Source organism: Limnohabitans sp. MMS-10A-178 (genome assembly GCF_003063375.1).
In the GTDB taxonomy this organism is placed as follows: domain Bacteria; phylum Pseudomonadota; class Gammaproteobacteria; order Burkholderiales; family Burkholderiaceae_C; genus Limnohabitans_A.
Map to the genome: position 1 here is coordinate 191,621 of NZ_NERY01000001.1, position 22,643 is coordinate 214,263.

22 protein-coding genes are annotated in these 22,643 nt (G+C 53.7%); 16 read left to right on the forward strand and 6 right to left on the reverse strand.

Going from position 1 to position 22,643, the window contains the following annotated elements; all coding sequences use genetic code 11:
- Window positions 1–21: 21 nt before the first annotated feature.
- Window positions 22–573, reverse strand: a complete 552-nt coding sequence (locus tag B9Z32_RS00865) for an adenine phosphoribosyltransferase (RefSeq protein WP_108420897.1) — start codon at window positions 571–573, stop codon at window positions 22–24.
- Window positions 574–703: 130 nt separating this feature from the next.
- Between B9Z32_RS00865 and B9Z32_RS00870 the strand changes: the two genes are divergently transcribed.
- From B9Z32_RS00870 to B9Z32_RS00885, 4 genes are read left to right on the forward strand one after another with little or no spacing between them, the layout of a single operon-like run.
- A complete protein-coding gene (locus tag B9Z32_RS00870) occupies window positions 704–1,681 on the forward strand; it encodes an SIS domain-containing protein (RefSeq protein WP_108419531.1) in 978 nt (325 codons plus the stop codon).
- Window positions 1,682–1,728: 47 nt separating this feature from the next.
- Complete coding sequence (locus B9Z32_RS00875) at window positions 1,729–2,295, forward strand: HAD family hydrolase (protein WP_108419532.1); 567 nt, start codon at window positions 1,729–1,731, stop codon at window positions 2,293–2,295.
- On the forward strand, window positions 2,292–2,900 hold the full coding sequence (lptC, locus tag B9Z32_RS00880; protein ID WP_108419533.1) for an LPS export ABC transporter periplasmic protein LptC: 609 nt from the start codon (window positions 2,292–2,294) through the stop codon (window positions 2,898–2,900). The genes B9Z32_RS00875 and lptC overlap by 4 nt, the downstream gene beginning before the upstream one ends.
- A 40-nt stretch (window positions 2,901–2,940) precedes the next feature.
- A complete protein-coding gene (locus B9Z32_RS00885) occupies window positions 2,941–3,738 on the forward strand; it encodes an SDR family oxidoreductase (RefSeq protein ID WP_108419534.1) in 798 nt (265 codons plus the stop codon).
- Window positions 3,739–3,849: 111 nt separating this feature from the next.
- Here B9Z32_RS00885 and B9Z32_RS00890 read toward each other — a convergent pair whose 3' ends face one another.
- Both B9Z32_RS00890 and B9Z32_RS00895 read right to left on the reverse strand, forming a co-directional pair.
- Window positions 3,850–4,341: an RNA-binding protein gene (locus tag B9Z32_RS00890; protein ID WP_108419535.1), complete on the reverse strand. Its 492-nt coding sequence runs from the start codon at window positions 4,339–4,341 to the stop codon at window positions 3,850–3,852.
- 239 nt (window positions 4,342–4,580) lie between these two features.
- Complete coding sequence (locus B9Z32_RS00895) at window positions 4,581–5,783, reverse strand: ammonium transporter (RefSeq protein ID WP_108420898.1); 1,203 nt, start codon at window positions 5,781–5,783, stop codon at window positions 4,581–4,583.
- Window positions 5,784–5,902: 119 nt separating this feature from the next.
- On the opposite strand from B9Z32_RS00895, the gene B9Z32_RS00900 reads away from it, so the two are divergent.
- The 9 genes from B9Z32_RS00900 to B9Z32_RS00940 all read left to right on the forward strand — a co-directional run bounded on the left by B9Z32_RS00900 (window position 5,903) and on the right by B9Z32_RS00940 (window position 14,713).
- Window positions 5,903–6,544 (forward strand): TMEM165/GDT1 family protein, encoded by a 642-nt coding sequence (locus B9Z32_RS00900; protein ID WP_108419536.1) that lies wholly within the window; start codon window positions 5,903–5,905, stop codon window positions 6,542–6,544.
- Between the two features lie 44 nt (window positions 6,545–6,588).
- Entirely contained in the window at window positions 6,589–7,746 is a 1,158-nt protein-coding gene (locus tag B9Z32_RS00905; RefSeq protein WP_108420899.1) for a homoserine O-acetyltransferase, read from the forward strand.
- Entirely contained in the window at window positions 7,743–8,324 is a 582-nt protein-coding gene (metW, locus tag B9Z32_RS00910; RefSeq protein WP_108419537.1) for a methionine biosynthesis protein MetW, read from the forward strand. Before B9Z32_RS00905 ends, metW begins: the two co-directional genes overlap by 4 nt.
- A 33-nt stretch (window positions 8,325–8,357) precedes the next feature.
- Entirely contained in the window at window positions 8,358–9,362 is a 1,005-nt protein-coding gene (locus B9Z32_RS00915) for an NAD(P)H-quinone oxidoreductase (RefSeq protein ID WP_108419538.1), read from the forward strand.
- Between the two features lie 4 nt (window positions 9,363–9,366).
- Window positions 9,367–10,275 carry an L-threonate dehydrogenase gene (ltnD, locus tag B9Z32_RS00920; protein WP_108419539.1) on the forward strand — a complete coding sequence of 303 codons (909 nt, stop codon included), beginning with the start codon at window positions 9,367–9,369 and terminating at the stop codon, window positions 10,273–10,275.
- Window positions 10,276–10,340: 65 nt separating this feature from the next.
- Window positions 10,341–11,621, forward strand: a complete 1,281-nt coding sequence (gene otnK / locus B9Z32_RS00925) for a 3-oxo-tetronate kinase (protein WP_108419540.1) — start codon at window positions 10,341–10,343, stop codon at window positions 11,619–11,621.
- Complete coding sequence (locus B9Z32_RS00930; RefSeq protein ID WP_108419541.1) at window positions 11,618–12,319, forward strand: aldolase; 702 nt, start codon at window positions 11,618–11,620, stop codon at window positions 12,317–12,319. Before otnK ends, B9Z32_RS00930 begins: the two co-directional genes overlap by 4 nt.
- 65 nt (window positions 12,320–12,384) lie before the next feature.
- Window positions 12,385–13,215, forward strand: coding sequence for a 2-oxo-tetronate isomerase (gene otnI / locus B9Z32_RS00935; protein ID WP_108419542.1), 831 nt, complete (start codon window positions 12,385–12,387; stop codon window positions 13,213–13,215).
- A gap of 16 nt (window positions 13,216–13,231) precedes the next feature.
- Entirely contained in the window at window positions 13,232–14,713 is a 1,482-nt protein-coding gene (locus B9Z32_RS00940) for a M20 family metallopeptidase (RefSeq protein WP_108419543.1), read from the forward strand.
- A 23-nt stretch (window positions 14,714–14,736) separates the two neighbouring features.
- On the opposite strand, the gene B9Z32_RS00945 is transcribed toward B9Z32_RS00940, so the two are convergent.
- Genes B9Z32_RS00945 through B9Z32_RS00955 form a run of 3 tightly spaced genes read right to left on the reverse strand, consistent with a single transcriptional unit; the run spans window position 14,737 to window position 17,800 of the window.
- Window positions 14,737–15,909, reverse strand: a complete 1,173-nt coding sequence (locus tag B9Z32_RS00945) for an MFS transporter (RefSeq protein WP_108419544.1) — start codon at window positions 15,907–15,909, stop codon at window positions 14,737–14,739.
- Between the two features lie 14 nt (window positions 15,910–15,923).
- A complete protein-coding gene (locus B9Z32_RS00950) occupies window positions 15,924–16,688 on the reverse strand; it encodes a 16S rRNA (uracil(1498)-N(3))-methyltransferase (protein ID WP_108420900.1) in 765 nt (254 codons plus the stop codon).
- 29 nt (window positions 16,689–16,717) lie between these two features.
- Complete coding sequence (locus tag B9Z32_RS00955) at window positions 16,718–17,800, reverse strand: aminoglycoside phosphotransferase family protein (RefSeq protein WP_233248011.1); 1,083 nt, start codon at window positions 17,798–17,800, stop codon at window positions 16,718–16,720.
- Between the two features lie 118 nt (window positions 17,801–17,918).
- Between B9Z32_RS00955 and B9Z32_RS00960 the strand changes: the two genes are divergently transcribed.
- Genes B9Z32_RS00960 through rsmA form a run of 3 tightly spaced genes read left to right on the forward strand, consistent with a single transcriptional unit; the run spans window position 17,919 to window position 22,505 of the window.
- Entirely contained in the window at window positions 17,919–20,354 is a 2,436-nt protein-coding gene (locus B9Z32_RS00960) for an LPS-assembly protein LptD (protein WP_233248012.1), read from the forward strand.
- Complete coding sequence (locus B9Z32_RS00965; protein ID WP_233248013.1) at window positions 20,347–21,747, forward strand: peptidylprolyl isomerase; 1,401 nt, start codon at window positions 20,347–20,349, stop codon at window positions 21,745–21,747. Before B9Z32_RS00960 ends, B9Z32_RS00965 begins: the two co-directional genes overlap by 8 nt.
- Entirely contained in the window at window positions 21,744–22,505 is a 762-nt protein-coding gene (rsmA, locus tag B9Z32_RS00970; protein ID WP_108419545.1) for a 16S rRNA (adenine(1518)-N(6)/adenine(1519)-N(6))-dimethyltransferase RsmA, read from the forward strand. The genes B9Z32_RS00965 and rsmA overlap by 4 nt, the downstream gene beginning before the upstream one ends.
- The last annotated feature ends 138 nt before the right edge of the window (window positions 22,506–22,643 follow it).

Genomic DNA, 22,643 nt, shown 5'->3' on the forward strand with positions numbered 1-22,643 from the left:
GATTGCCACAGAGACTGCGGGTCAATGTCCCTCAAAATTCACCAAAGTGAACAAGGGCAAACCAGCCTCCAGCAGTTTTTGCGAGCCGCCTAGTTCGGGCAAATCGACAATGGCAGCACCCTCAATTACTTCTGCGCCCAGTTTTTCGAGCAGCTTCATGCCTGCCATCATGGTGCCACCTGTTGCAATCAAGTCATCAATCAGTAGCACCCTTTGTCCAGGCTTGACGGCATCGGTGTGCAACTCAACGGTGGCCGTGCCATATTCGAGTTCGTAGGTTTCTTCTACCGTGGTGAAAGGCAACTTGCCTTTCTTGCGGATAGGCACAAAACCAACATTCAATTCGTAGGCCACCACGGCCCCCAAAATAAATCCACGCGCATCCAAACCGGCCACCACATCGGGCCGCATGGAAGGCGCCATGTACCGATGGACAAAGGCGTCAATCAATACTCGAAAGACTCGGGGGTTTTGAAGCAAGGGCGTGATGTCGCGAAACTGCACGCCTGCCACTGTCCAATCTGGCACAGTTCGGATGTTATTTTTCAAATAGTCATTCACTGACAAAGCCATCTCGTCAGAAGCACCCACAGCATTTCTGCCCGAAACTGAACCCGTCCTCAATCCTTGACTCATTGCCGCCACTCCACGTTCAAACCAACATCATAGTCACGCTTGGGCCATCCATCGCTAAAATAGTGCCATGTCATTTAACCCAGACCAAGCCCTCCAACTCGCCCGCGAGACTTTGGACATCGAGGCACAGGCCCTGATGGGCCTCAAATCTCGTTTGGACTCACGCTTTGCGCAAGCTGTTCAAATGATGCTCAACGTCAAGGGCCGAGTGGTGGTCACCGGCATGGGCAAGAGCGGCCACATTGGCTCCAAAATAGCAGCCACGCTGGCCTCCACAGGCACGCCCGCCATGTTTGTGCACCCCGGCGAAGCCAGCCACGGCGACCTGGGCATGATCAAAGCCGTCGACGTGGTTCTGGCCATTTCCAACAGCGGAGAAAGCGACGAGCTGGTCTCCATCCTGCCCGTCTTAAAAAGACTGGGCGTTCCCCTCATTGCCATGACAGGCGGCATGAGCTCTGCGCTGGCCAAACATGCAGATGTGGTTCTAGACAGCAGCGTCGACAAAGAAGCCTGCCCCCTCAATTTGGCCCCTACGGCCAGCACCACCGCGCAATTGGCTTTGGGCGATGCGTTGGCTGTGGCCTTGCTAGACGCGCGCGGCTTCAAAGCAGAAGACTTTGCGCGCTCGCATCCTGGCGGCTCTTTGGGTCGGCGCTTGCTCACGCATGTGGGCGATGTGATGCGCAAAGACGGCGATGTGCCAGCTGTTTTGCCTGAAGCCAGCTTTTCTGATCTCATGCGCGAAATGAGCCACAAAGGCTTGGGCGCATCGGCCATTGTGGATGCCAATCACCAAGTCCTCGGCATTTTCACCGATGGCGATTTAAGGCGCCTGATCGAAAAAGGGGTCGACCTGCGAGCCCTTCAGGCCAAAGATGTGATGCACGCCAAGCCCCGAACCGTGCAACAAGACGCCTTGGCAGTCGATGCCGCAGAGCTCATGGAGCAATTCAAAATCACCAGCGTTTTGGTGGTCAATGCCTCTGGCACTTTGTGCGGCGCACTCAACAGCAATGACTTGATGCGCGCCAAAGTCATCTAAGCCACTGGCACGCACCCTTCACCGTCATCGCACTCAAAACCCACACCATGCAAACCATTCAGCCTGCCTTGCAATTTGCACCCGAACTGCTGCTGCAAGCACAGGGCATCAAAGTGGTCTTTTTTGATGTGGATGGTGTGCTAACCGATGGTGGTTTGTATTTTTCTGAACATGGCGAAACGCTGAAGCGTTTCAACACCTTGGATGGCCACGGCCTCAAGCTGTTAAAGCACGCAGGCATCACTCCCGTGATCATCACAGGCCGAGACTCAGCGCCGCTCAGAGTGAGGCTCAAAGCCCTTGGCATTGAGCATGCTCGGTTTGGCACCGAAGACAAGCTGCCAGCTGCTGAAGATTATTTGAAGCAACTTGGCTTAGGTTGGCATCAAGCCGCCGCCATGGGCGATGATTGGCCCGACCTGCCCATGATGCAAAGGGCAGCCATGGCCTGTGCGCCCCTCAACGCCCATGCCCAAGCATTGGCCTTGGCTCACTTTGTCACAAGCCGCCCCGGTGGATCTGGCGCCGTGCGAGATTTTTGTGATTTGTTGGTGGTTGCAAGTGGGCACTACGCACAATTGCTTTCACGCGTTGGAACGTCATCGGCCGCATGATGAACCGATTGAGACTTGCCATTGATCGCTTGGCCCTTTATTTGCCGGCAGTGCTCATGGCAATTTTTGCTTTAGGCAGTTGGTGGCTGGTTCGCAGTCTGCCCACTTTCTTCAATGAAGCCGCCCCCAAACCAGTTCGCCAAGAACCAGACTATTACTTAAAGAGTTTTTCAGTCAAATCTTTTGACAGCCATGGCCGCTTGTTGCGCGAGCTCAGTGGCGATCAAGCTCAGCACTTCCCCAACACCGACACCTTAGACATTCGCAATGTGCAACTGCGTGGACAAAGTTTGGAAGGCCAGCGTGTCAATGCTTCGGCTGATCGAGCTCTTGCCAAAGGCGATGGCAGCTTGATCACCTTGTCAGGCAACGTGCAAATCACGCAAATCCCGAGCACCGCCAAGGGTCTGCAAACGCCCACGGTCATGCGCAGTCAAGAAATCAAGGCCTACTTGGATGAAGAGCGCTTGGTAAGCGACGTGCCCATCGAAATTCGGCGTGGTTCAGATGCATTTTCTGCCCAAGCCATGAAAATGAACAGCAAAACGGGTGACTATGAATTGAGCGGCAAAGTCCGCGGCGTGGTTCACCCCGACAAGCGCTGATCGCCATTGGTTCAGCACCCCTCACATTAGAAAGACATACATGCGCCCATTGGTTTTCATCACGGGTGCCTCTAGCGGCATTGGTCAGGCACTTGCGCTTCGCTACCACCAAGCCGGCTGGCGGCTTGCCTTGGTGGCTCGAAGAGTTGCAGACATGCAGGCTTGGCTCAATGACCAAGGTATTTCCGCTGAAGAGGCCAGGTGCTATGGGGCCGATGTGAGCGATGCCAACAGCATCATTGACGCAGCCAAGGCTTGCCTGGCTGCGCAAGGTGTGCCCACCGTGGTGATAGCCAATGCGGGCATCAGCATTGGCATGGACACCCAAGTGCGCGAAGATTTAGAAGTGATGCAGAAGGTGATGCAGACCAATGTGATGGGCATGGCTGCCACCTTTCACCCCTTTTTGGAGGCCATGAAAGCGCAGGCTGCCAACCCAACATCGCCCCAAAAAGCGGGCACCTTGGTTGGCATTGCCAGTGTGGCCGGCATTCGCGGCATGCCAGGTCATGCGGCCTATTGCGCCAGCAAGGCCGCCGCCATCAGCTACTGCGAAAGTCTGCGCGGCGAGCTCAAGTCGCAAGGACTTCGAGTCGTTACTTTGGCGCCCGGCTATATTCAAACGCCCTTAACTCAAAAAAATAAATTCCCAATGCCTTTTTTAATGACCGCAGACGACTTTGCATCTGAAGCCTTCAAAGCCATTGAAAAAGGTGTCAGCTTTAAGGTAATTCCTGCACCCATGGCTTGGGTTGCCCGCATTTTGCGCATCTTGCCCGATGTCTTTTTTGACCGCCTGTTTAAAAATCAGCCCAGAAAGCACCGCGCCAACCATTGAATTTCTGTGTCGCGTCTTAGCAAAAAAGGCCAGACATGAAAAAAGCCCTGCATGCAGGGCTTCTTTTTTGACTCACACCCTCAGGTGTGAGTGTGCAGGTATTGCGAGCGATTAATAACCGCCGCCGCCTTCGCGACGACCGCCACCACCGTTACCGCCACCGCCACGAGGGCCTGAGCCGTAAGGGCTGCGGAAACCAGATTCGCCGCCACCTTCGCGACGACCACCGCCACCGCCGTAGCCGCCACCACCACCGCCGCCGTAGCCACCGCCACCGCCGCCGCCATAACCGCCGCCGCCTTCACGACGACCGCCACCACCAAAGCCACCACCACCGGAACGGGGAGGACGCTCTTCCATGGGACGTGCTTCGTTGACAACAACACTGCGACCGCCCAAAGGCTGACCGTTCATGCCGCTGATAGCAGATTGAGCTTCTTCATCAGAACCCATTTCCACAAAGCCGAAGCCTTTGGAGCGACCTGTGTCGCGTTCCATCATGACTTTAGCGCTGGTTACGGAACCGAACTGGCCGAAGGCCTGCTCTAAATCGCCGTCACGAACCGAGTACGGCAGATTGCCGACGTATAGTTTTTTGCCCATTGAAAGGGACTCCTCTAAACACAGAAACAAAAGCGATGGAGCCCCAAAAACGCATCAACAAACCCAAAAACCTCGGAAGGAAGCGAAACTGACACCTGTACACCGCGAAATAGGCACACGACCTTTGGACGTGTGCTAACCCATTATGGGCCACAAAACAAAGGCTTTGGCAAGTTAATTCTCTGAAAGGCCTTTAAATACTTGGGATTAGACGTTTTTTTGTCTCATTATTTGTTTGCTCACCAGCTGGCTTCGCGGTCAGGCGTCGCACTGATTTTGTGAACGCTTAAATCTGCGCCCTCGTATTCCTCTTCAGGTGTCATCTTCAATCCCATGGTCAGCTTCAAAATGCCGTAAACCACGACACCTCCCAACAAGGCCCACGTCACACCCATCAAGGTACCGATCAGTTGGGCTTGGAAACTCACGCCACCCAGGCCACCAAAAGACTGCAAACCAAAAATACCTGCGGCAATACCGCCCCAAGCGCCACAGATGCCATGCAATGGCCAAACCCCCAGCACATCATCAATTTGCCATTTGTTTTGCGTGAGCGTGAACATGACCACAAACAAAGCACCCGCTACCGCTCCCGCAGCCAAAGCGCCAAAGGGGTGCATGAGGTCAGAGCCTGCACACACGGCCACCAAGCCCGCCAAAGGACCATTGTGAACAAAGCCTGGGTCGTTTTTACCCAGCAACAAAGCCGCCAAAGTGCCGCCCACCATGGCCATCAAAGAATTGACCGCCACCAAACCTGAAATCTTGTCGAGTGTTTGTGCGCTCATGACATTGAACCCGAACCAGCCGACGATCAAGATCCAAGCGCCCAAAGCCAAGAAAGGAATATTCGAAGGTGGGTGCGCAGAGATAGCCCCATCTTTGCGGTATCGGTTGTAGCGCGCACCCAGCAGCAGAACGGCTGGTAAAGCAATCCATCCACCCATGGCGTGCACCACCACAGAGCCCGCAAAATCATGAAACTCTTCACCTGTAGTAGCCTTGATCCAGGCTTGAACACCAAAGTGCTGGTTCCACACAATGCCTTCGAAGAAAGGGTAAACAAAACCCACGAGACAGGCCGTGGCGATCAGTTGTGGCCAAAACTTGGCTCGCTCGGCAATGCCCCCAGACACAATGGCTGGAATGGCTGCAGCGAAGGTTAGCAAGAAGAAGAATTTGACCAAGTCATAGCCATTTTTGGCAGCCAATTGCTCTGCACCCACAAAAAAGCTGGTGCCATACGCAACGCTGTAGCCCACCACAAAATAAACCACCGTGGACACCGAAAAATCGACCAAAATTTTGACCAAAGCATTAACCTGGTTTTTCTTGCGCACTGTGCCCAACTCTAAAAAGGCAAATCCAGCGTGCATGGCCAGCACCATGATGCCACCCAACAAAATAAAGAGCGCATCCGCGCCCTGTTTTAGTGCTTCCATGTTGATCTCTATTTGTTTTTGAATTAATTTGGTGCACAAAAACCATATTTGTGCGTTTCGCACCAAAATCAAGCAAAAAGCAGGCCTAACCAGATTTGGGGCTTGGCTATGATGCGTCCATGGAAGCTTTTCTCATCTCAACAGGGATCGTTGCCTTGGCTGAAATGGGTGACAAAACTCAACTTTTGTCGCTGGTTTTAGCGGCTCGGTTTCGCAAACCTTGGCCCATTGTGTGGGGCATTTTGGTTGCCACCTTGGTCAACCATGGCTTGGCTGGCGCTCTTGGCAGCTGGGTCACCACACAGCTTGGACCTGAAGCTTTGCGCTGGGTACTGGGCGGCTCCTTTTTGGCCATGGCAGTTTGGATTTTGGTGCCCGACAAGCTAGACAATGAGGCAAACGACAAGGGGCCAAGGTTTGGCGTTTTTGCAACCACCGTGGTGGCCTTCTTCTTTGCCGAGATGGGCGACAAAACACAGGTGGCCACCGTGATGTTGGCCGCTCAATTCAACAGCTGGTTTTGGGTGGTAACCGGCACCACCCTTGGCATGATTCTGGCCAATGCCCCCGTGGTGTGGCTAGGTGACGCCATCACCCGCAAAATTTCACTTAAATGGGTTCACCGAATATCTGCTGTGGTGTTTGCGGTGCTTGGCGGCTTGGCTTTGTGGGGCGGCCCCTCAAATGCAAAAAACCATGAAACGCCTATTGAGGCACCCCAAAAGGTCATCGCCAATGAGGCTGCGCCCGCGAAGCTTTAATGCACCGATAATTGGGCAAACCGCTTTTTTGGGTTAAACCCTTCATGCCATTGATCGCCACGCCTCAGTCGATGTTTTTTGAAGCGCCGCTTGCCTTGCAAAGTGGCGCCACCATCCGCGCCTATCACTTGGCCTACGAAACTTACGGCCAGCTCAACGCCGACAAATCCAATGCCGTTCTCATTTGCCATGCACTCAACGCATCGCACCATGTGGCCGGCATTTACGAAGGTCAGGCCAAAAGTGAAGGCTGGTGGGACAACATGATTGGCCCCGGCAAGCCGGTCGATACCAATCGATTTTTTGTCATTGGCGTCAACAACCTGGGCTCTTGCTTTGGCTCTACCGGCCCCATGCATGCACACCCTGACACCGGTGAAATTTATGGCGCCGATTTTCCGGTTGTCACGGTCGAAGACTGGGTCGATGCGCAGGCCAGGCTGCTAGATGCTTTGGGCATTCAAACTTTAGCAGCCGTCATGGGCGGCAGCTTGGGTGGTATGCAGGCTTTGTCATGGACATTGCGTTATCCCGATCGCGTGACCCATGCGGTGGTGGTGGCCAGTGCGCCCAACCTCACAGCAGAAAACATCGCCTTCAATGAAGTGGCAAGGCGCGCCATCGTGACCGATCCAGACTTTCATGGCGGCCACTTTTACAAACACGGCGTGGTGCCGCAACGCGGTTTGCGCATTGCCCGCATGATTGGTCACATCACCTATTTGAGCGACGATGTGATGAACGAAAAGTTTGGCCGCGAACTGCGCGATGCCGTGACACACAATGCCACCGGCTACCGCTATTCAACCCAAGATGTTGAGTTTCAAATCGAAAGCTACTTGCGCCATCAGGGCGACAAGTTCAGCGAATACTTTGATGCCAACACCTACCTTTTGATCACTCGCGCGCTTGATTATTTTGATCCCGCTCGCACCTTGGGTGGCAACCTCACCCGTGCATTGTCCAAAGCCACTTGCAAATTTTTATTGGTAAGTTTCACCACCGACTGGCGTTTCTCGCCAGCGCGCAGTCGTGAAATGGTTCGCGCTTTGCTCGACAACAAGCGAGATGTGAGCTACGCAGAAATTGATGCGCCGCATGGTCATGACGCCTTTTTGTTGAACGACGAGCGTTATCTGAATGTGGTGCGCTCTTACTTTGACAACATGGCGCAGGCGCTTCATGCCGGAGGCACCGCATGAGTGAGCATGTCAACTTGAAAGCCATTGCGCGATTGGTGCCCGAAGGTTCGCGGGTCTTGGACCTGGGCTGTGGCGATGGTGCCTTGCTAGATTATTTGCAAAAAAACCGCGCCTGCTCAGGCTATGGCGTTGAGATTGACGACCTCAATATTCAAGCGTGTGTCAAACGCGGCGTCAATGTCATTCAGTTGAATTTGGATGAAGGCCTCAGCATGTTTGCAGACCAATCCTTTGATGTGGTTTTGCAAATTGACACCCTTCAACATTTGCGCAATGCTGAAGTGATGCTGCGCGAGACGGTTCGTGTAGGCCGCACAGGTATTTTGGCGTTTCCAAATTTTGCGCACTGGCCCAACCGCCTAAGCATTTTGAAAGGCCGGATGCCCGTCACCAAACGATTGCCTTTCCAGTGGTACGACACGCCCAACATTCGAGTTGGCACCTTTGCCGATTTCGCTCAACTGGCCTTGCAAAATCATTTGAAAATCATCGATAGCTTTGGTTTGCAAGAAGGCCAAGAGGTCAGGTCTTGGCCCAACCTGATGGCAGGCACCGCTGTCTTCAAATTGCAACGCTAATTTGCTCACCAAACCCTCTTCAGAAAGAACACCATGTCGCTCCCTCACACCATGCATTTTGTTGACCATGGCACCGGCGGAGGACCAGAGGTTTTAAAGCCCAGTACCTGCGCAACACCCACGCTCAAAGCGGGTGAAGTCTTGGTCAAAGTTGCATACGCTGGCGTCAATCGCCCAGACTGTTTGCAACGCAGCGGCCGTTACCCGCCGCCGCCTGGCGCTTCAACCATCGCTGGCCTCGAGGTTTCAGGTGAAGTGGTGGCCTTGGGGGAGGGCGTGACCCAATGGCGTTTGGGCGACAAGCTGTGCGCTCTCACCAATGGCGGCGCTTATGCAGAGTTTGTGGCAGTGCCTGAAGGTCAGGCCTTGCCCATTCCCAAAGGCTTTTCGATGTTGCAGGCAGCGGCATTGCCTGAAAACTTTTTCACCGTTTGGACCAATGTTTTTCAACGTGGAAAATTGAAATCGGGCGAGACCATTTTGGTTCATGGCGGCTCTTCTGGCATTGGCTTAACGGCCATTCAACTGGCCCATGCTTTTGATGCCAAAGTATTTTGCACCGTTGGCAATTCAGACAAAGTGGCTGCCTGCTTGAAAGCGGGTGCGCACACAGCCATCAATTACAACACCCAAGATTTTGTAGAAGAAGTGCTCCAACTCACTGAGCAAAAAGGTGTCAATGCCATTTTGGACATGGTGGGTGGCAGCTACATGCAACGCAATTTGCGTGCACTGGCCATTGAAGGCCGCTTGTTGCAAATTGCCTTCTTGCAGCCCTCCAAGGTTGAAGTCGATTGGGTCTCCCTCATGACCAAACGCCTCACGTTCACGGGCTCCACCTTGCGACCACGCAGCGCACAAGACAAGGCGCAAATTGCGTCCGAGTTGCATGCGCAAGTTTGGCCCTTGCTGGAGGCAGGCAAGGTGAAGCCCATCATTCACCAAGTTTTCGATTTGAAAGACGCCGCTCAAGCGCACGCGCTCATGGAGACGTCACAACACATCGGAAAAATCATGCTCACGGTTGCAGGAGAGTAAATTCATGTCGTCCCATTTATCAGTTGGCGTCATTGGCTTAGGTGCCATGGGCATGGGCATGGCGCAATCTTTGCGCCGTGCAGGGCATGTTGTGAATGTGTTTGATGTTCGCTCTGAAGTCGCGCAGAAGTTTGCTGCAGAAGGCGGCTTGGCATGCGCTTCTTTAGAAGCCATTGCAGCAGCCTCTGACGTTTTGATCTCAGTGGTTGTCAATGCGGTACAAACCGAGTCTGTGCTGTTTGGTGATGGCTCGCCACAGTCTGGTTGTGCGCATCACCTCAAGCCTGGCAGCGTTTTTGTCATGTGCTCTACGGTCGATCCTGCTTTCTCAGTGGCCCTGGAAAAAAAGTTAAACGACAAGGGTCTTCTCTACATTGATGCACCTATTTCTGGTGGCGCGGCCAAAGCAGCCTCTGGTCAAATGACCATGATGACGGCAGGTCGGCCTGATGCCTATGCCAAGGCAGAGCCATTCCTTAACGCCATGGCCGCCAAGGTTTATAAGTTAGGCGACAGCGCGGGCGGAGGCAGCAAAGTCAAAATCATCAATCAATTGCTGGCCGGTGTGCACATTGCCGCTGCCGCAGAAGCCATGGCCTTGGGCCTGCGTGAGGGGGTTGATCCCGACGCACTTTATGAAGTGATCACGCACAGCGCCGGCAACAGTTGGATGTTTGAAAATCGCATGGCTCACGTGCTGGCTGCTGACTACACGCCCTTGTCTGCGGTCGATATTTTTGTCAAAGACTTGGGGCTGGTATTGGACATGGCACGCGCCAGCAAATTCCCGCTGCCTCTTTCTAGTACGGCGCATCAAATGTTCATGCAGGCAAGCACGGCCGGCTTTGCCAAAGAAGATGACAGCGCTGTGATCAAAATTTTCCCGGGCATCGAATTGCCAAAAGCCAAGTAAGCTGCTTTCTCAAGGTTCATCGAATTGCAGTTTGAGCTGAGTCCAAAATAAAAAAGTGAGACAACATGAAACTGGGTTGCATTGCAGACGACTTCACCGGCGCCACCGACTTGGCCAACAACTTGGTCAGATCTGGCATGCGGGTGATGCAGACATTTGGCGTGCCCCAAGCAGCGCTTTCTTCCGATGTCGATGCGGTGGTGGTGGCCTTGAAAACACGCACCATCCCTGCCAGCCAAGCCATTGCCCAATCGCTTGAAGCGCTGCACTGGCTTAAAGCGCAAGGCGCAGAGCAAATTTATTTCAAATACTGCTCGACCTTTGACAGCACACCCGCAGGCAACATCGGCCCCGTCACAGAAGCCTTGATGGGCGCGCTGGATTGCAAATTCACCATTGCCACGCCCGCGTTTCCCGACAACGGCCGCACCGTGTTCAAAGGCTATTTGTTTGCAGGCGCCGTTCTCTTGAATGAAAGCGGCATGCAAAACCATCCGCTCACACCCATGACCGATGCCAATTTGGTGCGCGTCATGCAAGCGCAAACTCAGCGCAAAGTAGGCCTGATCGATCACACAGTGATGGCCAAAGGCACAGCCGCCATCAGCGCAAAAATCGAACAGCTGCAAGCCGATGGTGTGGGTGTGGCCATTGTGGATGCCACCAGCAATGAAGATTTGAAAACCCTTGGTCCCGCCTTGAAAAATATGCCATTGCTGACCGCCGGTTCTGGCGTCGCCATTGGCTTGCCTGCCAACTGGAATTTGCAGGCATCGGCGCAGGCCGCCGCACTGCCCAAAGCCACAGGCTATCAAGCCATTGTCTCTGGCAGCTGCTCCATTGCCACGCAAGGGCAAGTGGCGCATTACCAAAGCTTGGGCTTGCCCAGTTGGCAATTCAAACCTTTAAGTTGGTCTCACCACGATGTGCCCGCGCAAATCAAATCAGAGGTGGCGCAAGCGCTGGCTTGGGCGCAGCCATTGTTAAGTAAAGGGCCTGTGCTCATTTATGCCACCACCGATGCCGACACTTTGCAAAAAGTACAGGCTCAGTTTGGGCGCGAACAGGCGGGCGAATGGATGGAGTCTGCGTTGGCGCAAGTCAGCGCAGGCTTGTTGCAAATGGGCGTGAAGCAGTGGGTCATTGCTGGCGGTGAAACTTCCGGCGCCTGCGTTCAAGCTTTGAATATTTCGCAAATGCAAATTGGCCCTCAAATTGACCCCGGCGTGCCATGGTGTTTTGCCCCGCAACATGCGGCGGGTCACCTCACGCTCAAGTCAGGCAACTTTGGAACCCCCGACTTCTTTACCAAAGCCTTGAAGCACTTGTCGGAGGCTTCAGCATGAGGGGTCAACACCATCAAATTCCTCACCTCACCGAAGCTCAAGCCCGCGAAGAGATTTGCCGTGTTGGACAAAGCTTGTTTGACAGAGGCTATGTGCATGCCACTGCGGGCAACATCAGTGTGCGACTTGAGCATGGCTTTTTGATCACGCCCACCGATGCGTGTTTGGGCTACTTAGAACCCGCCGACTTGGCGCTGTTAGATGCACAGGGCCAGCAATTGAGTGGCAAGCGCGCCAGCAAAACCATGGCACTGCATCGCAAAATTTATGAGGCCACAGACCATGCGCCTGGCAGTTGGCCTGCGCAATGCGTGATTCACACACACAGCACACATTGTGTGTCATTGAGTTTGCATGCCAAAGGCCACGAACTGTTGCCACCCATCACGCCCTACTTTGTCATGAAAGTAGGCCACGTGCCATTGATTCCCTATTTTCGGCCCGGCGACCCCTTGGCGGCCGATGCCGTTGCCGATGCCATTCTCTTCTACGCCAAGCAAGACACGCCCATCCGCGCTGTGATGTTGTCCAAGCTAGGCCCCAATGTTTGGCATCAAGATTTGAGCAGCGCCATGGCTGCACTTGAAGAGCTAGAAGAAACCGCCAAGCTTGTGCAATTGGCGCAACCCGACTCACTCGAAATTTTGTCAGATGCGCAGATTGATGAACTGCGTCAAGTTTTTGATGCGGCTTGGTGATCTCTGCTGCCGCTTTGTAGCTTCATTTTTGCAATCGCCTTCCCTTCGACACCTGAAAGTTGAACATGCCTCAATTTGCCGCCAATCTTTCCATGATGTACCCCGACATGGATTTCCTAGATCGCTTCGAAGCCGCGGCCAAAGATGGCTTCAAGGCCGTTGAGTATTTGTTCCCCTATGCCTATGCTGCTGAGGAATTGGCGGCTCGACTCAAAGGCAATGGTCTTCAACAGGTTTTGTTCAACATGCCGCCAGGTGGCATTGACGATGCCAGCACATTGAGCGCGTGGGAAAAGGGCGATCGCGGTACAGCTTGCTCACCCGGCCGTGAAGCCGAATACAAAGCAGGCGTGACACGCGCCATGCGTTATGCAGAGACCTTGGGCTGCCCTCGCATTCACTCCATGGCAGGTGTGTTGCCCGCTGGCGTTTCGCGCGAGCAAGCCCAAAGCACCTTGGTGGCCAATTTGAAGTGGGCTTGCCATCAAATGCAGCCGCATGGCATTGACGTTTTACTAGAGCCCATAAATTTGCGCGGTATCCCAGGATTTTTTTTCAACCGCCAAGACCACGCTCACGAAATAGTGGCCCAAGTGAACGAGCCCAATTTGAAAATTCAAATGGACTTGTTTCACTGCCAAATTGTGGAGGGCGATGTCACCACCAAGTTAGAGCGCTACTTACCAACTGGCAAAGTAGGTCACCTTCAAATTGCCGATGTGCCACTGCGTCACGAACCAGGCACAGGTGAGTTAAATTGGCCTTATCTGTTTGACTTGATCGATCGTCTGTCTGCAGAATGTGGCTGGAAAGGATGGATCGGTTGTGAGTACATTCCTGCAGACACCTCGTCTGGCGGCACTTCTCGCGGCTTGTCTTGGCTGAAATCAAACTGAATTTTTGGAGATCATCATGAATGCACCCATTCACAAAGAACTGCCTGCACACCTCTTGAATGCTGAGAAAGCTTTGCGCGATGTCACGCAATCGTGGGACGCCAGCATTTTGAAAGAACTCACCCAGTACATTGAGATTCCAGCCAAGTCGCCCTCCTTTGACAGCAACTGGGAAGCCAACGGTTATCTCGATACCGTGCTCAGACAAACAGCAGAATGGATTGAGGCGCAAAAGGTAGCGGGCCTTCGCTTGGAAATTTTGCGCTTGCCTGGCCGCACACCTGTTTTGTTTTTTGACATTCCCGCCACGCGTGCTGCGTCGGAAGGTTCGGGTCAAACGGTGCTGATGTATGGCCACTTAGACAAGCAACCAGAGTTCAGTGGCTGGCGCAATGACTTAGGTCCATGGACGCCCAAGTATGAAAACGGCAAGCTGTATGGCCGCGGCGGCGCCGACGATGGCTATGCCGCCTACGCCAGCATCGCGGCGGTACAGGCTCTGAAAAATCAAAACACGCCACACCCTCGCATTGTGGGCTTGATTGAAACCTGTGAAGAGTCTGGCTCCTACGATTTATTGCCTTACATCGATTCTCTGCGCCCTCGCTTGGGCGATGTGGGCTTGGTCATTTGTTTAGACAGTGGTGCAGGCAACTACGATCAGCTTTGGCTGACCACCAGTTTGCGCGGCATGGCCAGCGGCACTTTGAAGGTTGAAATTTTGACAGAAGGCATTCACTCGGGTGATGCCTCTGGCTTGGTGCCCTCTAGCTTTCGCATCATGCGCCAAGTTCTCGATCGTTTAGAGGACAGCAAGTCAGGGCGTCTTTTGCCAGCCAGCTTCCACTGCGAAGTGCCTGCCGATCGACTGGCACAGGCCAAAGCCACGGCCAGCATTTTGGGCGAAGAAATTTACAAGCGCTTTCCTTGGGCACACTACGACTGCGGGGGCTCCACCACCTTTGCCTTGCCCACCACCACCGATCCTTTGCAAGCTTTGCTCAATCGCACCTGGACACCCACATTGAGTGTGACGGGCGCAGAAGGCTTTCCCACTTTAGAAAATGCCGGCAATGTGCTGCGGCCCTATACCGCCTTCAAGCTCAGCCTGCGTCTACCGCCTTTGGTGGATGCAGCTCAAGCAGTTGCAGAGATGAAAGCATTGCTCGAAGACAACGCGCCCTATCAAGCGCGGGTGACATTTGAGTCCAAAGGTGGCGCCACGGGCTGGAATGCGCCAAGTAGCACACCTTGGTTTGAAAACGCCCTGCAAAGCGCCAGCCAATCGCACTTTGGCGCCTCTGTGGGCTATATCGGACAAGGCGGCACCATTCCGCTCATGAACATGTTGAGCCAAGGCTTTCCGACGGCGCAAATGATGGTCTGCGGTGTGTTGGGTCCAAAGAGCAACGCCCACGGCCCCAACGAATTTTTGCATGTGCCTTATGCCAAAAAGTTGACGGCCTCGGTGGCCGAGGTCATGGCATCAATGCCCTGAAATTGAGTCCCTCAAATGTGATGTCAGGCTGCGGTCTGGTTCTTGCGAACCCAGACCAGCCACATCAAGGCAATGCCAGTAAGTGCCACCGGCACCACCGAGCCATAGTTCAGCCATGTCCAGCCTTGCGTGGTCACCAAAGCGCCCGAGGCAAACGAGGTGATGGCCATGGTGGCAAACACACAGAAATTGATGGCGGCTTGACCGCGGTCTTTCTCTTCAGGCCGCCAAGCTGTCATGGCAAGGGTGGTGCTGCCTGTAAAAACAAAGTTCCAACCGACGCCCAGAATAAACAAGGCCAACACAAATTGATGCAAGTCAGTGCCCGAGAGGGCGATACCGATGCAGACAAAATTCAGCAGCACACCCACCGCCATGATTTGCAGGACACCAAATTTCTTGATCAGGTGACCTGTGAAAAAACCAGGCGCAAACATGCCAATGACGTGCCACTCTAAAACCAAGGCCGCATCGCTGAACGGATAGCCACACACCTGCATGGCCAGCGGTGTGGCGGCCATCAACAAATTCATCACACCAAAGCTGAGCGCTGCAGCGGCTGCAGACACAATGAACACCGGCTGTTTCATGATCTCGCGCAAGGGGCGACCTTCGGAGCTACCGCTGACTTTCTCAACGAGCGGCGGGAACTTCACAAAATGCATCAGCACCATGCCCAAAACAGCCACAGCGGTAAGTGCCACGTAGGCACCCATGAAGGGCGTTTCAAACCAGCCTTTGCTTTGAGAGGCCAAATTGGGACCCACGATGGCGCCAATCAGGCCCCCGGCCATCACCCATGAAACGGCCTTCTCTTTGAAAGAAGCTTCTGCCAACTCGGCAGCGGCAAATCGGTAAAGCTGTCCATTGGCACTGTAATAACCAGCCACCATGGTGGCCATCACCAGCAGTTCAAAGTTGTGCGTGTGCGCTGCATAAGCGCACAAAATGGCAGACAACAAGCCCACCAACAAACCCAACTGAAATGAAACCCTGCGGCCCCACTTGGCTTGTGACTTGGCCACCAAGCCCGTTGACAAAGCGCCGCCCACCACATACCCCATGACCGGCAGTGTGGCCATCCACCCCACGGGTGCCAGGCTTAAACCCACCAAACCATTGATGGCAATGAAGGTGACGTTGTTGGTGAGAAACAAGCCTTGGCACAAGGCCAGAAAAAAGAGGTTGGAGTTCATACACCTGAGTGTATCTACTGCAAGCACCCCACAGCAGACAAAACGGCGACAGGGGCTGTTTCCGCGCGCAACACCCTGTTCCCTAAGCTCACAGGCAGAAAGCCAGCAGCGATGGCTTGTGCCTCCTCCGCTGGACTCAAGCCACCCTCTGGCCCACTCAACACAATGATCTCTGTTGGCCGGGTGGCGTCATGGTCATGGGTGGATCGAATGGTTTGAATCATTTCATGAAGCAAGCGGGTGCCAGGCGATAAAGACAAAACCCAGCGAGCCGCTTGTGATGGTGCTTGTGCGGCCGACAACTGCTCAAGGGCTTGCTCCAGCGTCCTTGCTTGGCCAACTTGCAAAACTCGATTGCGGCCACACTGCTCACTTGAGGCCACGGCAATGGCTTGCCAATGCGCTAATTTTTTGTCTGCACGCTCACCCTTGAGTTTCAACACACTGCGCTCAGCAGTGATGGGCAGCAGTGTGGCGGCGCCCAGCTCGGTGGCTTTTTCAAGCAACCAATCCATGCGCTCATTGGCCGTGATGCCAGACCACAAATGAACTTGAATGCTGAGCTCACGCTCAACGGGGTGGTGTTCACCCACGCGCACCGACACTTCGCTTCGACCCATGTGCATTACAACGGCCTTGAACTCTCCGCCCTGGCCATTGAAAAGAGTGATCTCATCGTTGGGCTGCAGCCTGAGAACTTGCACGTGCCTGGCCGTTCCAGCAGGCAAGCTCAATTCGGCACCGGTATCGAGCGCAGATGGACAGTAAAAGCGTGGCAGATTTGACATCAATGGCTCACCTGAAGTGCTTACATGCGCCCAAACGCAAAACCCGTCACACCATCCTGGCCTTCAACCTCTTCAATCAGGCGCAGCAGGGGTCTGAGTTCAATGTACCTGGCGGCCGTTGCACGAATATAGGCAATGAAGCGTGGTGCATCGGCCAAGTATTTTTCTTTCCCATCACGCAACGTCAGGCGCGCAAAAATACCAGCTACTTTCAAATGACGTTGCAAACCCATCCACTCCACGGCACGGTAAAAAGCACCAAAGTCTTGGTGCCAATCTTCATAATTGAGAAGGCCCACTTTGCGCGCTTTCTCCCAGTAACGGATGGTGACGTCGAGTACAAAATCTTCTTCCCACGTGAGAAAGGCGTCGCGCATCAAGCTGGCTACGTCGTAGGTGACGGGGCCATACACAGCGTCCTGAAAATCCAACACGCCCAAAGCAGCCTCAGCGCCTGTGGGCATCATCAAATTGCGCGGCATGAAATCGCGGTGGACAAACACCGAGGGGCTGGCCAAGTTATGCGCCACCAGCATTTTGAAGGTGCTGTCCAAGGTGCTGCGCATCTTGCCTTGAACTTCCAATTGACGGTGCTTCGTCAGGTACCAGTCTGGAAACAAACTGAGCTCTCTTTGCAGCAGGGCCTCATCGTAGGGCGGCAATACACCAGGCTTGGAAGACAACTGCCAATCAATGAGCGCATCGATGGCTTGCATGTAAAGCGCGTGATTGGCTTGCGGATTGTTCGCATCGATGGCCGACATCATGGTGCGATCGCCCAAGTCTGTGAGCAGCATGAAGCCTTGCGGCGCGTCCCACGCCAAAACCTCGGGGGCTTTCAGCCCCGCCAGCTTCATGAGTTGGGCGACCTTGACAAAGGGTTCACAATTTTCTTTGTCGGGCGGCGCGTCCATCACGATCAGGCTGGCACCCGAAATTGTGTTGACACGCAAATAACGTCTGAAACTGGCATCGGCCGACGCAATTCGCAAGCTTTCAGGCATCAGGCCATGCGTGGTGGCCAATTCAGAAAGCCATTTTTCACAAGCCGTCTGGCGCTGCGGGTCTGCCCAGACCACATTTGAAATTTGTTCAGAATTCAAGTTCTTGTTCCAAGTCAAAACACCCAGAGATGCTACCCGACCTCTTGTAGAAGTCACGCAAGGCAGCACTCATGGATAATCCATTCTACAAACACCCGACAACCTGGACGACAGCCCTTTGCAGAACCGCCCCTCATTTCAGACAGCCCAGCTTGTTCAAGCCCTGAGCTTGGGCGGCCTGTTGCTGTGCCAAGTGCCTAGCTTGGCCCAAGGAAATGGCGAGCTACCCGTAAGTGCAGCATCTGAAAAAGCATCAAGCCAACCAGCATTGATCCTTCAAAACAGCCTTCGCTTGGAAGAAAAAATATCAGAGATTGAGCGCAAGCAGTCGCCCTTGTTTGTATCAGGCCAGCGCTTGCTTGGACGACCCGATCTAGACTTGGTCATTGACGGAGGCGCCTTGCTTCGCAAACAGGGCCTGACAGTGAGGGCGCAGCGGATTGAATACGACCAGTCTCAGAACACCCTGAGTGCAGAGGGCGGCGTGAAGATCACGCGAGAAGGCAATACCTTCCAAGGCCCTTCTTTGAGTTTGCAAGCAGACTCTTTTCAAGGCAAGTTTTTAAAACCTGAATACACGCTGCTCAAAGGTGGCGGGCATGGTGAGGCCTCAGAAATAGAGTTTGTTGACGCGCAGCGCGCCATCATCCGCAATGCCACTTACACCACCTGTAGCCGCATTCAAGGCCCCAGTTGGCTGCCCGAATGGATTTTGAAAGCGGCCAGCCTGCAAATCAATGAAGAAGACAACAGCGTTCAGGCCAAAGACCTGCAACTTCGCTTCAAAAATGTACCCATCTTGGCTGCGCCCTCTCTCACTTTTCCGCTCAACAATGAACGCCAATCTGGGTTTTTGGCCCCTCTGGTTGGCATTGATACTGTCAGCGGCATTGAATTAACTTCGCCTTACTACTGGAATATTGCACCCAACCGAGATGCCACACTCAGCACCACCCTCATGAGCAAACGGGGCGTGGCTCTCGATTCTGAATTCCGCTATCTTGAGACCGACAGCCAAGGCCAAGTGCGCTTGAACCTCATGCCCAATGACTCCTTGAGACAACAATCTCGTTGGGGCGTGTCGGCGCAGCATTCGGGTGGCATTGAGACGGGCAACTCGGTGTTGGGCCGCCTGGGTGTCAATGTCAATTTGAACAGGGTCAGCGATGACAATTACTGGCGAGACTTTCCGCGCTCTGGTTTGTCACTGACCCAGCGATTGTTGCCTGCCTCAGGTAGCTTGCATTGGGCACAAGGCGACTGGTCCATGATGACCCGTGTGCAGCAATTCCAAACCCTGCAGGACGTCAGCTCCCCCATCACGCCGCCTTATGATCGATCGCCTCAAATTGTGGCTCAATACAACAAGTGGGACTTGAATGGCTTTGATGTCGGATTCACGGCCGACACCACCCGTTTTGAAGCCGATTACAGCCGCATCCCTGGGGGTAGTCGCACCGTTTTGAGAAATGGTCAGCGCAGTTTTGCAGTTGCACAAGTCAGCCATCCCTGGCGCAAACCTTGGGGATTTGTGGTTCCCAAAATTCAATTGCACGGCACTCGCTATCAATTAGACACCGCACTTGACAATGGTCAACTTGATGCCAATCGCTTGTTGCCTACTTACAGCCTTGACACGGGTTTGATTTACGAACGCGACGCTGCCTACTTTGGCCGGCAGCTTCGGCAAACGCTTGAGCCTCGCGCTTTTTTTGTGCGCACACCTTATAAAGACCAAAGTCTGCTGCCCAGCTATGACAGTGGCGTCACCGACTTCAATCTGACCACCATTTACGCCGAGAACCCTTATGTGGGCCAAGACAGAATTGCCGACTCCAATTTGGTCACGCTGGGTGTCAACAGCCGTTTCTTTGATGCCAATAGCGGCGCAGAATTGGCTCGCTTGGGCATCGCCCAAAGGTATCGCTTTTCAGACCAATTGGTGCGCTTACCAGGCGAGTTGCCCGTTGCGTCGGGCTTCAGTGACATCTTGTTAGGGGCAGGGGTCCGCTGGGACAGCCGTTGGAGTGTTGACTCGACCCTTCAATTTGACGCCCAAACCCACCGCACCACACGCACCACACTCACCACGCGCTTCAACCCCACCCCCTATCGGGTGTTCAATACAGCTTACCGACTCTCGCGCGATCAAAGTGAGCAAATTGATGTGGGGTGGCAATGGCCGCTGCGCGATTTCACCTTTGAGCGCGGCAACCCTGCCGAAGGCAACCCCTACCTCACTCCCGGTCAGGGCTTGGGCGCCGATCGTTGGTACAGTGTAGGACGCATGAACTTCAGCCTGAAGGACCGAAAAATGGTCGATACTTTGTTGGGCTTTGAATATGATGCAGGTTGTTGGCTCGGCCGCGTGGTTTATGAACGCCTGCAAAGCACCACCACCACGTCTCGAAGTCGCATTTTGTTTCAACTTGAATTTGTAGGATTGGCTCGCGTTGGCTCTAGTCCGTTGAAGACATTGCGCGACAATATCCCCCGTTATCAATATCTTCGCGAAGATTTGGCGCCCACCAGCAGATTCAACTCCTATGACTAATTTATTTGCTCTGAATTCCACTCACGTTCTCGCTGGCATCCGCGCACTCTTGAGCGTTGGAAAACCATTTGAAAAGAAGCGAAATTTGGGTGTTACCCTCGCGTTGTGCACTGCGCTTGCAGTTCCTGGCTGGGCTCAAGCGCAAAGCAATGTGCAAGCTAGGCCTGCAGACTACATTGTGGCCGTGGTCAATTCAGAGCCCATCACCAACAAAGAAGTGCAAAACCTCAAGCTGCGCTTGCAAAAACAATTGCCGCCTGGCGCGCCCAGCCTCAGCCCTCAAGCTTTAACGCAACAAGCGCTCGATCAATTGATCAATGAAAGAGCTCAGTTGCAACAAGCACAAGAAAACGGTATTCGCGTTGATGACAATGAGGTAGAACAAACAGCGTTAAGCATTGCTCGACAAAACCAAATTTCGATAGAAGATCTTTATAAACGTCTTGCTATAGATGGTGTGAGCGTGTCTGGCTTTCGCGATCAATTGCGCAAACAACTCATCATCAGCCGTTTGCGAGAACGTGATGTCGACAACAGAGCCCGCGTTTCCGACGCTGAAGTCGAGCAACAAATTCAAAGTGAACAAGCCGGTCAGGCTGGCTCGGCCAGGCCCATTGATTTGAACTTGGCCATGATTTTGATTGCTGTTCCCGAAAACAGTTCTGACAAAGAAGTGGCTGAATTGAAAGTCAAAGCGCAGCAGGTTGCGCAACGCGCCAAAGCTGGCGAAAGCTTTGCAGCGCTGGCGCTTTCATTTTCACAAGCCTTGGACAGAGGTGCCAATGGTGGTGAGATGGGCTTGCGGGCTGCCGATCGTTACCCCAGCCTGTTTGTTGAAAGCACACAAAATCTCAGGCCAGGAGAAATTTCAGAGCCCGTTCAATCTGGCGCAGGTTTTCACATTTTGAAGGTTTTAGACAAGAAGCAAAGCGAGATGAGCAGCGCCATGCTGGTTCAAACTCGCGCTCGACACATCTTGCTGCGCATTGGCAATGAGCTCACTGAAGCGGCTGCAAGAAGCCGTCTTCTCAACTACAAACAACAAATTCAAGCAGGTACAGACTTTGCAACCTTAGCGCGTCAGTTTTCACAAGATGGCAGCGCGAGTGAGGGGGGTGATTTAGGCTGGGCAAGCCCCGGTCAATTTGTGCCAGAGTTTGAACAGGTCATGGCACGCCTGCGCCCTGGACAAGTCTCAGACCCCCTCGTTTCGCGCTTTGGCGTGCACCTGATTCAAGTGATGGAAAGGCGAGAAGCACCCATGACCGTGCGTGAGCAACGCGAAATGGTGCGCAATCAATTGCGTGAAAAAAAATTAGAAGAGTTGTACGCCAATTGGGTGACCGAGCTGCGTGGCCGCGCCTACGTTGAGTTGCGCGAACCACCTCAATGAAGCACATCCCACGCAAGCGCTTCGGCCAACACTTTTTATCCGACGGCGGCATCATTGATGGCATTGTCGATGCCATTCATCCGCAAGCCGGTCAAGCCATGGTTGAAATTGGGCCGGGTCTTGCCGCGCTCACGCAACCCTTGGTTGAACGCTTGGGTCACCTGACGGTCATTGAGCTCGATCGTGACTTGGCGCTTCGCCTTCGACTTCACAAGCAATTGACCGTGGTCGAATCGGATGTTCTGCGTGTCGACTTTACGGCTTTGGCGGCTGGGCAAAAAATCAGGGTAGTGGGCAACTTGCCTTACAACATTTCCACCCCTATTTTGTTTCACCTGCTCGCACACGTGAATGCCATTGAAGATCAACACTTCATGCTTCAAAAAGAAGTCATTGATCGGATGGTGGCTGCACCAGCAACTTCTGACTATGGCCGCTTGTCGGTCATGTTGCAGTGGCGCTATGCCATGGAGAATGTGCTGTTTGTACCGCCCGAAAGTTTTGATCCACCGCCGCGAGTTGACAGTGCGGTGGTGCGCATGGTGCCTCACGCAGAGCCAGCCAACATCGATGTCAAGCTCCTAGAAAAAATGGTGCAAGTGGCGTTCAGCCAACGTCGCAAGTTGTTGCGCCACACTTTGGGCGCGTGGCTCACTGAAAGAAATTTTGCGGGCCACTTTGATGTGCAGCGGCGTGCAGAAGAGGTAAGCGTTCAAGAGTACCTGCAACTGGCAATAGCTTTGAACACTGAAATTTGAATGAAAAAAAGTGCAAGGGCAATGAAGCCTTTGCACTTTTTGAAACTGCGCTAGCAGCTTGTGAATGGGTCAGGCAGCTGCGAGCCAATAACCTGCATTGAATGGGCTGCTCATGCGCAGCGCCAATGGCGATACATC